Origin of the sequence: Lutibacter sp. A64 (assembly GCF_022429565.1) — a bacterium.
Taxonomy (GTDB): domain Bacteria; phylum Bacteroidota; class Bacteroidia; order Flavobacteriales; family Flavobacteriaceae; genus Lutibacter.
The window spans coordinates 1,647,390-1,662,424 of the sequence record NZ_CP092487.1 but is presented as its reverse complement, the minus strand read 5'-3'; the positions used below and the strand labels follow the sequence as shown (position 1 = coordinate 1,662,424).

The following is a 15,035-nucleotide window of genomic DNA, read 5'->3' as shown; positions in this document are numbered from 1 at the left end:
AATATAAGTGTACGTTAATATTCGAAACTAAAAAGTTTATATATAATAACCTTTTTAATTTAAGAGCACTCAAATTAATTGATAGTTATTTTTAACTAAATATGAAGTTGGTTAAATAATTAAAAAGCAGGTGGAATAAATTTTTCCGATTGATTTCGGAAAACTAAATAGTTAAAGGTAAAAATACGATGATTTTTTTCTTGATTAAGATCTTTCATAGATTGCAAATATACGTATTTTTAAGGGGGTATGCAAAGTTTACATAAGTTACACTGTTAAATAAGCATAGAATATACTCAATAAAAACGCAATATATTATGAAGTATAAATATATTGCGTTTTCAAAAGTTAAAGAATATTAATTTGTTTTAACTAGCTTGTAATGCTGGAATTTTTATTTTAAATAATTTATTTTTTAATTGTTCAAGGTCTTTTAATAAGCGTTCATTGCTTTCTTCAAAAATAGTTGCTTTATCAGAAAATAATTGTTGATAATAAGCAATACCATCATTTAAATTACTTTTAAAATTTGTTAAATATTTTTCTTGTTTTTTTGTAAATGTATCTTGAATTTCATCTACTTTATTTGAAAAATAATCGACATACATTGCAAGTTCTTTCATAAAAAAATGTGGTCTATCTTTAGTTTTAATAACATTTGTTTTACCGTAAATATGACTAACCATTTCTTTTAAAGTAAGTTCTTTAGTAAAATATGCTAAGTTAGGTCCCGGACAAATAGCAACACCTTGGTTTTCTCCTTTATGAGGTAAATTATAGTTATAAATAGCTGCATTTGCTAACCCTTCACATAAACAGGTTTTATCTGTAATTAAAGCAGCTTCTTTTTTAAAGGTAGCACTGTCTAAATTTTGTTTTGCTAAAGTTTCTAATTTCTCCGACTGGTATTTTCTAGAAGCTGTACAAAGTGGTTTTCCTTTTTCATCTAAACTTAGGGCTAAGAATTTTTTAGGACAAGAACTTCCAGGTTTACCAGCAGCAATTCTGTTATTTTTAATTATATCATTAGAACTATCTTTTAAGCTATTAAAAGGAACTCCTAAAGGAGAAACATTACTTAAAAACAAATCTTTTTCAGTAGCTTTCTTTAATTTATCAATAGAATCAGCATCAACAGTTGTAGCTTCTGGTACCAATAAAAAAGGAGAACCCCAGCCTACAGAATCTATTTTGTAATTTTTAAGTAAAAATTCATGTTCTTTTGAATTTCCAACGCCACCTTGTACGGTAACTTCTAATTGAAGTGGTTTTGTTGGTACATATTTTCCTTTACTTTCTAAAGCTGTAACTAAAATTTTATGAATATCAGAAATTAAAGCATCTTTATCGTTCTTAAATTCTTCTAAAATTGGTCCTAATAAATATCCGTCTGAAGCAAATGCGTGTCCACCGCAATTTAATCCAGATTCTATTCTGTACTCTGAAACCCAAAGTCCTTTTTTAGCAAGAAATTTTCCTTGAATTAAGGCAGATCTATAATCGCTAACTTTTAAAATTATTTTCTTTTTTAAGTTTCCATTTTCATCAGGGAAAAAATCGTTAAAATTCTCAAAATAACTGTACAGTCTTGGGTTCATACCTGCAGATAATACAATTGAAGATTCTAAATTACTATTAGCAAATCCTCTTAAAGCTGCATGAGCGTCGTTAAATTCTGTAGAAAGTTTTTCGTTTCCTTTAAAATTAGCTTTATCTAATTTTGTCATAATATTTACATCAATATTACCTGGTGTAAGGTTATTTTGAATCCAATTATAAATGTCTTCTTTTAAAGGATTGTTTTTAATTTTATTTGTAAAGCTTTGTTTTAATTCTGAAAAATCTGGTAAAAGATCCATGTACTTTTCAAACTCACTACTTTTAGTCTCAAAAGATTTTTTAAGATTTTCAAATTTATGTTTTACAATTGTATCTACAGTATTTAGATAAGAAGTAATTCGTTTAGCTCTATAATCTTCTACCTTTGTTGAAATCTCTTTATATGGAAGTTGAAATTTGGCAGAATAATATTTATTCATTTTTTCAATAATAACATCGTCAACAATAGAAATTACAGACGATATACCATATTGGGCAACCTTGATTGGACTGTCAAGTGTAAAAGCCAACCCCATTACTGGTATATGAAATGAATGTGGGTGTTGTTTTTTTTGCATTTTATAATAGATTTATTAATTTATACCTCTTTTAAAATAAAAAGTGAAATTTGTATAAAAAATTAGATGTAAAATTACTTATCAAATTTTTATTAAAAGTGATAAATATCATTTTTAGAGCAACTTTCACATATATTAACAAAAAAAGCCAGTTCACTTAAAGTGAACTGACTTAACAATTTATATATATAAATTGGAATTAGCTTCCTGATACACTACCTCCAGAAGAGGTGTTTTTGTCTATATTGGTAGGACTTCCTTCATAATCAATGTCACCACCGCTGCTTGCTTTTGCAGTTAATTTTCCAGATACATTTACATTAATATTTGCACCACTGCTAGCTTGTGCATAAGCATCAACTGTTATTAATTTATCTGCATCTATAGAACTACCGCTACTTGCTTCGCCAGAGAAAGTTTTAGATTTACCTTCAAGTTTAATTGTTGCTCCACTTGAAGTTTCAGTTGAAACAGTGTCGGCATTTACAAATGCTTTAATTGAACTTCCGCTACTAGCATCTAAACTTAAAGATAGAGTTTGAATGGTGTTTTCAGATTTAACTGAAGCACCGCTTGATGCTTTAATTTTATCAATAGCTGCAGTTGTTAAATAAACATTTTTAGCTTTTGCTTTGTAGACATTTTTTTCGAAATATATTTTAAGTTGATTATCTTTTACTTCTGTTATTAATAATTCTATAATATTTTCATCGGCTTCTACTTTTATTTCAGTAGTATTATCTTGTGTAATAAATAATTGAATACCTTGTTGTACTTTAATTTCATTAAAATTGGAATTAATAGTTCTGTCTTCAAAAACTACATTTCTATTGCCTCTAATTCCTGAAAATCCATCTATAAAACACGATGTTGTTGAAATTAAAAGAAGTAGCATTACTGTTAGTTTGATTAATGGTTTCATGGTTTGTTTTTTTAGGTTAGTCAAATTTATACTCATTTTTAATTGAATTATAATTTAGTTTACTGAACTGTTGATAATGCTTGCTGAATTGTAGTTATTTAATTTTTACACCGTTTTCATTAATCTTAATTTCGGCTTTGTTATTGCCATCATTTACTTTAATTTCAACACCATTACTATCTATATTTAATTTAAAGTTTTCATTTTCTTTTTTATAACCACTGCCAAAAATATCTGCATTACAATCTAAACACTCTAAACCATTTTCTGTCATTTTATAATAATGTTTTGGCATATCTCTATCATATATATTCTGAACATTATCAACATCGTTTAAAAAGGTACGCGTAGAACTGTCTAAATAAATAATTGTATTTATTGGAATGTAAACAGTTATTGCCACTGATTGTTCTTTAGCCATATTTTTAAAATCAGTTAAAAAGTAACCATTTAATAATAAATATTGATTGGTTAAATTAAATTGATATTCAATGGTTTCTGCATTTAAATTTGCATTTTGTCTATTTTTACCAGAAGATTCTTTTCTAATTTTAACAAAAGCATTTGATTTATCAGTTGTTTTTATATCAACATAAATTCCGTTAGAATATAATTTTTTAATGTCGTTATCATACACAGTTTCATAAGAATAACGTCTTCTAAGCTCGTTTCTGGTAGAGAGGTTTTCATCTCCAATTATTTTTACTTTTAGTGTATCCGTTACAGTAATTGGTAATTCTTCGGTTTGGTTAAAAACACCATCATAAGCAGTTTGCGCAGCATAGTTAATTCCTGAAAAAGCTATTCCTAGCAGTGCAATAATCCAAATACCTAATAATGATAGTTTTGTGGTTGAATTAAAAGACTTTATATTGTTAGAAAGAATTTTTAAACCCATCATAAATAGCACTACAAAAGGAATAGCTATAGCAATAAAAGTGAACGCTATTAGTAACCAAGTTGGTAAGGCAGCGTCATAAAAGAATGGTTGCTGAATTATAAAATCATCACCAAAATCTAATATTTGAAAGCTTCCTAAAGATAAAGCTCCTAAAATTAGTAGTATTAGAATTACTGATGCAATAAGTATTAAAATTGCTCCAATGAATTTCCCTAAAATTTTAAAGAATGTTATTAAAATTGAACCTAAAGTGTCTAAAATTTCTTGTAAGCCAGATTTTGTTTTATTACTTACTTTTTTTTTAAATTCAGAATTTTTTACTTTTTCAGTAACATCATTTACACCATCTTTTACACGTGTGGAAACTTCTTCAAATTCTTCTCTAATTTTTTTTTCAATATTACTTATGTTAACAGGTTCACCTTTCATTTGTAATTTTTCGGCAGTTGTTTCAGCAAGTGGAATTAATATCCAAAGTAAAGGGTATATTAAAAATCCTATACCAAAACCAAATATTAGTATTAACCAAATAACACGCATCCAAATGGAATCCATTCCAAAATAATGTGCTAAACCAGAACAAACACCACCAAGAAATTTATCATCAGCATCTCTAAATAATTTTTTTGATGTTGCTCTAGATTTGTAGTTAGGCATGTCTTCAAATATTTCTTCATCAACTAAATAATCTTCAGGTTTCCCCATTATTTTAGTTATTTCATCTATGTCGTTTTCATTAACAACTTGACGTACATCTTTAATTCTTTCAGAAAGTAACTCGCCAATTCTATGTTCAATGTCATTTAAAATTTCATCTCTACCTTGTGGATCATCACTTAAAGATCTTCTAATAGCGTCTAAATAAAGTTTTAACTTTTGATAGGCTAATTCATCAATGTGAAAGAAAATACCTCCTAAATTTATATTAATTGTTTTGTTCATTTTAAGTTGGTTTATTGGTAGTTACTAAGTTAACGGCTTCTACAAGAGCGCTCCAAGTAGTATTTAATTCGGTTAAAAATAATTTTCCTGTTTCGGTTAATGCATAATATTTTCTTGGTGGTCCAGATGTTGATTCTTCCCAACGATAGCTGAGTAAACCAGCATTTTTTAATCTAGTTAATAAAGGGTAAATTGTACCCTCAACCACTAGTAGTTTAGCATCTTTTAGTTGCGATAAAATTTCAGAAGTATACGCATCTCCATGTTGTAATATGGATAAGATACAGAATTCTAAAACCCCTTTTCGCATTTGTGCTTTTGTGTTTTCTATCTTCATAAGTTAAGATTTTTTTTTAAAAGCCTATTTTTATTTTATAAATTCTATGGTAAAAGGGTATTGGTATTGTTCTCCATTACTGGCTCTTATACTTGCTGAAATAATTAAAATAAATTTTAAAATTATAGCAGGTATTAAAGCTAAAACAATAGCAATTAATCCCAGTCCTAAAGTAAAAATGGCAATAGGTACTATTAATAATGCTAATAAAAAACCATATACAATTAAGCTAAGTTGAAAATTTACAGCCGATTTACCGTGTACATCAATATAAGAGCTTTCATTTTTTTTAGCAGACCATAAAACAAGTGGTGCAATAATATTCCCAAAAGGAAAAAACCATCCAGTAAAACCGCTTAAATGTGTTATTGCACTATAATTTTTATCATTTTGAGTTATCATAATTTTGAGTTTTATTAGTTTCTTATGCAAATATATGTATAAAAGCTAGTAGTATGCAACACATAGTACTGTATTTTAACATTTTATTAACAAATAATTCTTTTTTAACCTTAAAAATTTTTAACTATCTTGTTATAAAATTAATCTATAATTATATGGAAGTAACTGTAAAAAAAATGAATCGGTTTTTAATGTTTAAATTACCATCAGCATTTTTATGTGGTGTAAAACTAAAAGATTTAGATAATGAAAAAGCTGTTGTAACTGTTACTTACAAATGGATAAATCAAAATCCTTTTAGATCCATGTATTTTGCAGTACAATCAATGGCTGCAGAGCTTTCTACAGGTGCATTAGTTATAAAAAAAATACAAGAATGCGGTAAGCCTATTTCTATGCTTGTTACAAACCATAATGGTAAGTTTACTAAAAAAGCTGTTGGAAAAATTAGGTTTATTTGTAAAGATGGAAATTTAATTAATAGAGCTTTAAAACAAACAATTGAAACGGGAGAAGGGCAAACAATTGTTATGAAATCAATTGGGCTTAATGAATATGATGAACAAGTTTCTGTTTACGAATTTGAATGGAGTGTAAAATTAAAAAGTTCAAAAAAGAAGCATTAACCTTAAAATATAAATACTAACTAAAAATTTAATTAATTATGAATGCACACGAGATAGAATATGAAATACAAGGCGAAGAAATGCAATATGTTGAAATAGAATTAGATCCACAGGAAGGAGTAGTAGCAGAGTCTGGAAGTTTTATGATGATGAATGATGGTATAACAATGGACACAATTTTTGGAGATGGTTCTAACCAAAATGAAGGAATTTTAGGAAAATTATTTTCTGCAGGAAAAAGACTATTAACTGGTGAAAGTTTGTTTATGACAGTGTTTTCAAATAATGGTGTTGGAAAAAAGCAGGTTTCTTTTGCAGCTCCTTATCCTGGTAAAATTATACCAATAGATTTAAGTGAGTTAGGAGGTAAGTTTGTATGCCAAAAAGATGCTTTTTTATGTGCAGCCAAAGGAGTTTCTGTTGGTGTAGAATTTTCAAAAAAATTAGGAAGAGGTTTATTTGGAGGCGAAGGTTTTATAATGCAAAAGTTAGAAGGTGATGGTTTAGCATTTGTACATGCGGGAGGAAATATGTCTAAAAAACAATTACAGGTTGGTGAAGTTTTAAAAGTTGATACGGGCTGTGTTGTTGGTTTTACAAAAGACGTATCATATGATATTGAATTTGTTGGAGGTATAAAAAACACAGTTTTTGGAGGTGAAGGTTTGTTTTTTGCAACTTTAAAAGGACCAGGTACCGTTTATGTACAATCTTTACCATTTAGTAGATTAGCGGGTAGAGTTTTAGCTTTAGCCCCACAAACTGGAGGTAAAACTAGAGGAGAAGGAAGTATACTTGGTGGTATTGGTAATATTTTAGATGGTGATAATAGGTAATTTCAGCTTAGTGCCTAGTAACTGCTAATTAGTTAATTAGCAGTTACTCGTAATCCTCAAAAACTAATTTAGATTTTTTAATTCTTTATAGTTTTTAGATAATTTTTTTAGAAGAATACCATATATAATTTTATAGTATAGCCAAAGCAAACCAATAATAATAAAAACCGCTACAACTTGTGCAATTAACATAATTGTTAAAAAGAGTTCTCCATCTATTTCCTTATTTTTTGGGATGAGTGTTTCTACCATAATTTCTGGGCTAGAAAACATTATAATATTAACAATTAGAGATAATAATATATATATTGCTATATTATAATACACGTAATAATTTACGGTTTTACGTGTATTAATTATTTTTTGCATTAATTTATTAGTGCTTTCAAAAATAGAGATAGCTTTATAATTTTTATAAAATAAATATATAAAAACTATAACAACAGTATAATGTATAATTTGGGTGGTGTATAAGAAATTTTTTAAATGAAATTTCTCATAAATATCTAAATACTTTTCAGGTACAAGAAAGTTTAAAAAACTCCAAAATAGAAGTTCTGCTATACAGATAATTAAAATCCACTTTACAATGGAAGAGGATTTTTTATGAATCATCTTATAAATTTCTTCATAAGATAACTTTGGAAATTTAGCATCCTGCTTTTTCCAATCTTTTTTTAGTAAGTCTAATTCATCCATAATTTACGGATTTAATATTGTTTTTAACCGCTTTTTAATTCTGTTCATTTTCACTCGTGCATTTACTTCAGAAATACCAATTGTTTCAGATATTTCTTTATAGTTTTTATCTTCTAAGTACAAGAATATTAGCGCTTTATCAATGTCAGATAATTGGTGTATTGCTTTATACATTAACTTTAATTGATCTTCTTCAGTACTATCATAATCTGTAGCTTTAATTTTGTGTAATACAGTATCAAAGTCTTGAGTTTGTATGGTTCGTTTAGATTTTCTATACAGTGTAATTGCTGTATTTAATCCAATTCTATACATCCAAGTACTTAATTTAGAATCGCCTCTAAACTTTGGGTATGCTTTCCAAAGTTGAATTGTAATTTCTTGAAATAAATCGTTATGCGCTTCTTGATTGTTTGTATAAATACTACATACTTTATGTATGATTTTCTGATGTTCTTGAAATTCGGAAATAAATTTATGTTCTAGTTCTTTATTCACAAGTTGGGTTAATTTCAAATTATAAGTAGTCTTTTGTTTAAAAAAGTTACAATTTATTAAAAAAAAGAGGTTGACTAAATCTTAGATAATCAACCTCTTTCTGTTTAATTAAAAATTTAATAATGAATTAGTCATTATCTTTAATTTCAGAAATAAATTTATCTAGTTCTAATCCGTATTTAGAAGTTTTTATCTCTTTAGATAAAGATTTGTTTATGGTATCTAATAGCATAATATTGGCATTGTGTAATTCGGTTAAAGCAATATATGGTGCTATTTCTTTATCTTTATGTTGTAAAGCAAAATTTGTGGTATATAAATACTTGCGTTTAGTTAAATTTTCTTGGTCACTATCTAATTTAGTAACTAAAGCTTCATCATTGTTTCTTTGAGCATCAAACCTTTCTTTAAAAAAATCTAATTCTTTTCCTCTAAATTGTTGAATCATTGACTTATATTCCTCTAATAAGTCTTGGTTTTGTGAACCGCTTATTTTAGCTGATAAAAGTAATTTTTCTAATTTAGAAGTAATTGTAAGTGTTCCTTTTTCTCCAAAGAAAGGGATTTTTTCATATTCTTTTTTATCGAGTGTTAAAAAATACATTTCTGGAGATGTAACATCATCAACTAAAACAAAATTACTAACACCGTTAATTTTAGCAGAATCTACAGCAACTAAAGAGGTGTCTACAAATTTTTGTAAATAAACGGTTCCTTTTTTTAAACCATTTATGTCTACATTTACTATCATATTTCCGCTTTTATTCTTTTCACAAGAAATAAAAAGGCTAACAAGTAGAATATAAGAAATTATTTTTTTCATTTAATTATTTTTATGGCAACAAATATCTAATTTTTTATTGAATTTTAATAGTATTATGGGGCAACAATTCTCATTAATTCTGCAGTAAGCATTGCTCCGTAAGTACCAACAACATACCCAAAAACAGCTAATAAAACACCTACTGTAGCTAAAGATGGGTGAAAAGCGGCAGCAACAACAGGAGCAGAGGCTGCACCTCCTACATTTGCTTTACTACCAACTGCTAAAAAGAAATAAGGTGCTCTTATCAGTTTTGCTACAAGTATTAATAAAAATACGTGAATAGCCATCCATATAAGTCCTACTACAATTAACCCTGGATTGTCTAATATTTGGGTTAAATCCATTTTCATACCAATGGTAACTACTAATATATATATAAAAACACTTCCTATTTTACTAGCTCCAGCTCCTTCATATTGTTTTAATTTTGTAAAGGATAATAGTATACCTAAAGCTGTAGCAATAGTAATCATCCAGAAAAATTGAGAACCAAAAGAAGACATAGCAGAGGTTTTGTCACTAACAGATTCAAAATTAGTACTTAAAAAGTTAGACATTTCATTTGCTCCCCAATGCGATGCACCAACAACAACAAAAGCAATACCTAAAATAACCATAAAATCTGCTAAAGAAGGCGTTCTACTTATTTTAGAAGCATAACTAGAAACTTTATCTTTTAAAGTTTCAATAGCTGAAGTATCTGCTTTTAACCATTTATCTATTTTATCAGATTTACCAATCCCTAATAATAAAATTGCCATCCAAATATTTGCAACAACAATATCTACAATTACAAAACTTGCATAATTTTTAGTGTTAAAATGGTAAATTTCTAACATTGCTGCTTGGTTTGCACCACCACCAATCCAACTACCTGCTAAGGTAGATAAACCTCTCCAAACTGCATCTGGTCCGGCACCACCTACAGTTTCTGGAGAAACTAGAGAAACTAATAAAATAGCAATTGGTCCGCCAATTATAATTCCAGCTGTTCCGGTAAGAAACATAATTAACGCCTTTGGACCTAAATTAAATACAGCTTTTAAATCTATGCTTAAAGTCATTAAAACCAGTGCTGCTGGTAATAAAAAACGACTAGCTACATAATACAATTGAGAGCTATGCTTAGTTATTTCACCAGCTTCGTTTACTGTTTGCCATTCGGGAGAAATTATACCAGTTGTAGTAAAAAATGCTGGGAGCATATATGCCATTAATAAGGCGGGTATAAATTTATAAAACTTTTTCCAAAATTTGTTTTCACTAGAAGATGTATAAAAAACAAAACCAAGAGTTAACATTAAAATTCCAAAAACAATTGTGTCTTGTGTAAAAAAAGGTGTAGTATCCATATATAAAATTTCAATTTCGGCTAATTTAACACTTTTTGTGAGTTTATTCATAAAAAATGAATATTTGGTTTGTTATATTTGTGCAAATAAAATTTAACCAAATGAAATATATAAAACTCTATTTTTTATTAGCTTTATTATTAGTGGTTTCTTGTAAAACTGTTCAAGAAACAACGGAATCTGAAATTAGTAAGGTAACAAGCGAAACAGTTGTTGATACTCGAGAAATACAAGGAGGGATGTGGATTCCTTCATTGTTAGAAGGGGTTAACGAAACCGAAATGCAACTGTTAGGAAGTAAATTAACAGCAAAAGATATTTATGATGTAAATAATTCAAGTTTAAAAGATGCCATTGTTCATTTTAATGGTGGTTGTACTTCAGAAATTATTTCACCAAACGGATTGCTATTAACAAATCATCATTGTGGCTACGGAGCAATTCAATCACACTCTTCTGTAGATCACGATTATTTAAAAAATGGATTTTGGGCAAAAAGCTATGATGAAGAATTAGCAAACCCAGGTATGTCTGTTACTTTTATTAAAAGAATTGATGATGTAACTGAAGCAGTTTTTGCTGGTGTTACTAGCGATATGGATGAAGCTTCTAAAATGAAGTTAATCAATCAGAATATTTTAAAAGTAAATAAAAATGTTCAAAAAGAAACTTGGCAAAATTCAAATGTTAAAGCGTTTTACAAAGGAAATCAATATTTATTATTTATTACCGAAGAATTTAAAGATGTACGTATGGTAGGAGCACCACCATCATCTATTGGTAAGTTTGGAGCAGATACAGATAACTGGATGTGGCCTCGCCATACAGGAGATTTTTCATTATTTAGAATTTATGCCGATGCAAATAACAGACCTGCACCATATTCAGAAGATAATGTACCTTACAAGCCAAACCATTATTTACCAATTTCTTTAGATGGTGTTGAAGAAGGCGATTTTACGTTGGTTTTTGGTTTTCCAGGAAGCACAAACGAGTATTTACCAGCAGTTGCAGTAGATCAAATTGTTAATGTTTTAAATCCTGCAAAAATAGAAATACGTGAAAATGCATTAAAAGTTATAGACACTTATATGCGTACAGATCCTGCAATAAAAATTAAATATGCTTCAAAATATGCTTCAACAGCAAATTATTGGAAAAAATGGATAGGTGAAAATCAAGGTATTGAAAAATCTAAAGCAATTGAACAAAAAAGAGCATTAGAAGCAGATTTTTCTAAAATAGTAGCAGCTAAAGATTTAGAAAACTATTCAACTTTATTATCTGATTTTGAAAAATTATACAAAGAAATTGAAAGTGTTTCTTTAGCACGTGATTACTGGATGGAAGTGGCTTATAGAAATGTAGAATTATTAGGAATTACTTTTAGAGCTTTTCAAGTAGAACAAGCTTATTTAAGAGGAGGTGAGCAAGGTTTTGAGAATGCAAAAAATGCAATTTTAAGAAGATTAGAAGGTACTTATAAAAATTACAGCCCTGTTGTAGATAAACCAGTTTTTGAAAAATTAGTTGCTTTATATGCTGAAAAAGCACCAAAAGCATACAGTCCATCAAATTTAGAAGGTCTTAATTATTCAGAATTAGCAAACACAATATATGCTAACTCAAAATTAACCACTTTACAAGGAGCTCAAGAATTATTATCTGGGTCTCCAGAGGAAGCAATTAAAAAGTTAAATGAAGATGTTGCTTATAATTTCGGGAAAGAATTTCACGCTACTTTTTTCAATAAAATAGAACCTAAATTTCAACAATTAAATTTAGAATTAGAAGCTGTTCAAAAACAATATATGAAAGGATTAATGGAAGTTTTTCCTAACAAACGCTTTTTTCCAGATGCAAATAGTACGTTGCGTGTAACTTACGGTCAGGTTAGTGGGTACGAACCTAGAGACGGTGTGTATTACAATACAACAACTTATTTAGAAGGTGTTATGGAAAAATTTGTGCCAAATGATTATGAATTTGATGTTCCTCAGAAATTACAAGATTTATATGACGCTAAAGATTTTGGTATTTATGCTGAAAATGGAAAAATGCCAGTAAATTTTATTGGAACTAATCATACTACAGGTGGTAATTCTGGAAGTCCAGCAATTGATGCTAATGGAAATTTAATAGGTTTAAACTTCGATAGAGTTTGGGAAGGAACTATGAGTGATTATAATTATGATGCAGATATTTGCAGAAATATAATGGTAGATATTCGTTACGTGTTATTTATTGTTGATAAATATGCAGGTGCCAAAAACTTAATAGAGGAAATGACATTAGTACATCCAAAACAACAATAAATTCAAACAATTAAATAAATGAGAAATATTAAATTTTATGTGTTATTAGCGATAGCTTTTATATCGTTAAATTCAGTTGCGCAAGTATCAAAAGAAGTTGATACACGTGATATACAAGGAGGAATGTGGATTCCTTCGTTGTTAGAAGGAATGAATGCCGAAGAAATGGCTCAATTGGGAATGAAAATGTCTGTAAAAGATATTTATGATGTAAATAACTCTAGTTTAAAAGATGCTATAGCACATTTTGGTGGAGGTTGTACTTCAGAAATTATATCTCCAAACGGATTGCTGTTAACAAACCACCATTGTGGTTACGGTGTAATTCAATCGCATTCATCGGTTGAAAATGATTACTTAAAAGATGGTTTTTGGGCAATGAATTATAGTGAAGAGTTGCCAAATGAAAGTTTAAGCGCAACTTTTATTAAAAGAATTGATGATGTAACAGACGCAGTTTTTGTTGGAGTAACTGATACTATGAATGAGGCTGAAAAAATGAAAATTATTAACCAAAATATTTTAAAAGTTAATAAAGAAGTTGAAAAAGAAGCTTGGCAAGAATCTTATGTAAGATCATTTTTTAAAGGAAATCAATATTTATTATTCGTAACAGAAGTATTTACCGATGTTCGTTTGGTTGGAGCACCTCCAACATCAATTGGTAAATTTGGTGCAGATACAGATAATTGGATGTGGCCTCGTCATACAGGAGATTTTTCATTATTTAGAGTATATGCCGATGCTAATAATAGACCAGCAGCATATTCAAAAGATAATGTGCCTTATAAACCAAATCATTATTTACCAATCTCTTTAGATGGTGTTGAAGAAAATGATTTTACCTTAGTTTTTGGTTTTCCAGGAAGAACAAACGAATATTTACCAGCAATTGGTGTAGATCAAATTGTTAATGTATTAAATCCTGCTAAAATTGAAATTAGAGAAAATGCTTTAAAAATTGTTGATTCTTATATGAGAAAAGATGATGCAATTAAAATTAAATATGCATCTAAATTTGCTTCAATAGCTAATTATTGGAAAAAATGGATTGGAGAGAGTCAAGGAATCAATCAAACACATGCTATAGAGAAAAAACAAGAATTAGAAAAAGAATTTTCTAAAATTGTTGAAGAAAAAGATTTAGTAGGTTATAAAACATTGCTATCAGATTTTGAAAAACTATATAAAGAAATTGAAAGTGTTTCTTTAGCACGTGATTATTGGATTGAAACAGCTTATAGAAATGTAGAATTGTTAGGTGTTACTTTTAACGCTTTTCAATTAGAACAAGTATATTTAAGAGGTGGAGAAGCAGCTTTTTCAAGTAGAAGAGATGCTATTATAAAGAGTTTAGAAGGTAAATTTAAAAATTATAGCGCAGAGGTTGATAAACCAGTATTTGAAAAATTGGTAAAATTGTATGCCGATAAATCTCCAAAAGAATTTTTACCATCAAATATGGTAAATGTAGATTTTACTGCGTTAACAAGTCAAATTTATGCAAGCTCTAAATTAACTTCGTTAGAAGGAGTTACAGAATTGTTATCTGGTACAGCTGAAGAAGTTATTAAAAAATTGAACGAAGATAAAGCTTATCAGTTTGGAAAAGAATTACATACTGTTTTTTATACTAAAATAGAGCCTAAATTTCAACAGTTAAATTTAGAAATTGAAGCAGTTCAAAAAAAATATATGAAGGCTTTAATGGAAGTATTTCCAAACAAACGTTTTTTTCCAGATGCTAATAGTACTTTAAGAGTTAATTATGGTTTAGTTCAAGGTTACAGTCCAAAAGATGGTGTTACCTATACCACTCAAACCTTTTTAAAAGGTGTAATGGAAAAATATAAACCAGGTGATTATGAATTTGATGTACCTCAAAAACTACAGGATTTATACAATACTAAAGATTATGGTCAGTATGGCGAAAATGGTAAAATGCCAGTAAATTTATTGTCAACAAACCATATGACAGGTGGAAACTCAGGGAGTCCAGTTGTAGATGCAAGTGGTAATCTAATAGGTTTAGCTTTTGACACTACTTGGGAAGGAACTATGAGTGATTTATATTTTGATGCAGATATTGTAAGAAGTATTATGGTAGATATACGTTATGTATTATTTATAATAGACAAATATGCTGGAGCTACAAATTTAATTGAAGAATTAAAGATTGTGCATCCAAAAAAATAATTTATA

The 15,035-nt window shown here is 28.5% G+C and carries 13 protein-coding genes; 4 read left to right on the top strand and 9 right to left on the bottom strand.

What is annotated here, in order from left to right; genetic code table 11:
* Window positions 1-368 precede the first annotated feature (368 nt).
* From MKD41_RS06965 to MKD41_RS06945, 5 genes are all read right to left on the bottom strand, one after another.
* A complete protein-coding gene (locus MKD41_RS06965) occupies window positions 369-2,177 on the bottom strand; it encodes a hypothetical protein (protein ID WP_240244710.1) in 1,809 nt (602 codons plus the stop codon).
* A gap of 199 nt (window positions 2,178-2,376) precedes the next feature.
* A complete protein-coding gene (locus tag MKD41_RS06960) occupies window positions 2,377-3,099 on the bottom strand; it encodes a head GIN domain-containing protein (RefSeq protein WP_240244709.1) in 723 nt (240 codons plus the stop codon).
* 94 nt (window positions 3,100-3,193) lie between these two features.
* Complete coding sequence (locus MKD41_RS06955; RefSeq protein ID WP_240244708.1) at window positions 3,194-4,942, bottom strand: PspC domain-containing protein; 1,749 nt, start codon at window positions 4,940-4,942, stop codon at window positions 3,194-3,196.
* A 1-nt stretch (window position 4,943) separates the two neighbouring features.
* Window positions 4,944-5,279 (bottom strand): PadR family transcriptional regulator, encoded by a 336-nt coding sequence (locus MKD41_RS06950; RefSeq protein ID WP_240228334.1) that lies wholly within the window; start codon window positions 5,277-5,279, stop codon window positions 4,944-4,946.
* A 30-nt stretch (window positions 5,280-5,309) separates the two neighbouring features.
* Complete coding sequence (locus MKD41_RS06945) at window positions 5,310-5,681, bottom strand: DUF4870 domain-containing protein (protein WP_240244707.1); 372 nt, start codon at window positions 5,679-5,681, stop codon at window positions 5,310-5,312.
* 155 nt (window positions 5,682-5,836) lie between these two features.
* On the opposite strand from MKD41_RS06945, the gene MKD41_RS06940 reads away from it, so the two are divergent.
* Window positions 5,837-6,307, top strand: coding sequence for a DUF4442 domain-containing protein (locus MKD41_RS06940; protein WP_240244706.1), 471 nt, complete (start codon window positions 5,837-5,839; stop codon window positions 6,305-6,307).
* 38 nt (window positions 6,308-6,345) lie between these two features.
* Window positions 6,346-7,143, top strand: a complete 798-nt coding sequence (locus MKD41_RS06935; protein WP_240244705.1) for a TIGR00266 family protein — start codon at window positions 6,346-6,348, stop codon at window positions 7,141-7,143.
* A gap of 63 nt (window positions 7,144-7,206) precedes the next feature.
* Here MKD41_RS06935 and MKD41_RS06930 read toward each other — a convergent pair whose 3' ends face one another.
* From MKD41_RS06930 to MKD41_RS06915, 4 genes are all read right to left on the bottom strand, one after another.
* Window positions 7,207-7,842 (bottom strand): hypothetical protein, encoded by a 636-nt coding sequence (locus MKD41_RS06930; protein ID WP_240244704.1) that lies wholly within the window; start codon window positions 7,840-7,842, stop codon window positions 7,207-7,209.
* Window positions 7,843-7,845: 3 nt separating this feature from the next.
* Window positions 7,846-8,340 carry an RNA polymerase sigma factor gene (locus MKD41_RS06925; protein WP_240244703.1) on the bottom strand — a complete coding sequence of 165 codons (495 nt, stop codon included), beginning with the start codon at window positions 8,338-8,340 and terminating at the stop codon, window positions 7,846-7,848.
* Between the two features lie 127 nt (window positions 8,341-8,467).
* Window positions 8,468-9,163: a DUF4369 domain-containing protein gene (locus MKD41_RS06920; protein WP_240244702.1), complete on the bottom strand. Its 696-nt coding sequence runs from the start codon at window positions 9,161-9,163 to the stop codon at window positions 8,468-8,470.
* 53 nt (window positions 9,164-9,216) lie between these two features.
* Window positions 9,217-10,518: a DUF819 family protein gene (locus MKD41_RS06915; RefSeq protein WP_240245014.1), complete on the bottom strand. Its 1,302-nt coding sequence runs from the start codon at window positions 10,516-10,518 to the stop codon at window positions 9,217-9,219.
* Between the two features lie 101 nt (window positions 10,519-10,619).
* Here MKD41_RS06915 and MKD41_RS06910 point away from each other — a divergent pair, with 101 nt between their 5' ends.
* Both MKD41_RS06910 and MKD41_RS06905 read left to right on the top strand, forming a co-directional pair.
* Window positions 10,620-12,833 (top strand): S46 family peptidase, encoded by a 2,214-nt coding sequence (locus MKD41_RS06910; RefSeq protein WP_240244701.1) that lies wholly within the window; start codon window positions 10,620-10,622, stop codon window positions 12,831-12,833.
* Between the two features lie 18 nt (window positions 12,834-12,851).
* Window positions 12,852-15,029: a S46 family peptidase gene (locus MKD41_RS06905; protein WP_240244700.1), complete on the top strand. Its 2,178-nt coding sequence runs from the start codon at window positions 12,852-12,854 to the stop codon at window positions 15,027-15,029.
* The last annotated feature ends 6 nt before the right edge of the window (window positions 15,030-15,035 follow it).

Coding starts and splice junctions, on each gene's coding strand:
- MKD41_RS06960 (WP_240244709.1), bottom strand. CDS start 3,099: ATGAAACCATTAATCAAACTAACAGTAATGCTACTTCTTTTAATTTCA.
- MKD41_RS06920 (WP_240244702.1), bottom strand. CDS start 9,163: ATGAAAAAAATAATTTCTTATATTCTACTTGTTAGCCTTTTTATTTCT.
- MKD41_RS06950 (WP_240228334.1), bottom strand. CDS start 5,279: ATGAAGATAGAAAACACAAAAGCACAAATGCGAAAAGGGGTTTTAGAA.
- MKD41_RS06945 (WP_240244707.1), bottom strand. CDS start 5,681: ATGATAACTCAAAATGATAAAAATTATAGTGCAATAACACATTTAAGC.
- MKD41_RS06930 (WP_240244704.1), bottom strand. CDS start 7,842: ATGGATGAATTAGACTTACTAAAAAAAGATTGGAAAAAGCAGGATGCT.
- MKD41_RS06910 (WP_240244701.1), top strand. CDS start 10,620: ATGAAATATATAAAACTCTATTTTTTATTAGCTTTATTATTAGTGGTT.
- MKD41_RS06965 (WP_240244710.1), bottom strand. CDS start 2,177: ATGCAAAAAAAACAACACCCACATTCATTTCATATACCAGTAATGGGG.
- MKD41_RS06905 (WP_240244700.1), top strand. CDS start 12,852: ATGAGAAATATTAAATTTTATGTGTTATTAGCGATAGCTTTTATATCG.
- MKD41_RS06915 (WP_240245014.1), bottom strand. CDS start 10,518: ATGGATACTACACCTTTTTTTACACAAGACACAATTGTTTTTGGAATT.
- MKD41_RS06935 (WP_240244705.1), top strand. CDS start 6,346: ATGAATGCACACGAGATAGAATATGAAATACAAGGCGAAGAAATGCAA.
- MKD41_RS06955 (WP_240244708.1), bottom strand. CDS start 4,942: ATGAACAAAACAATTAATATAAATTTAGGAGGTATTTTCTTTCACATT.
- MKD41_RS06940 (WP_240244706.1), top strand. CDS start 5,837: ATGGAAGTAACTGTAAAAAAAATGAATCGGTTTTTAATGTTTAAATTA.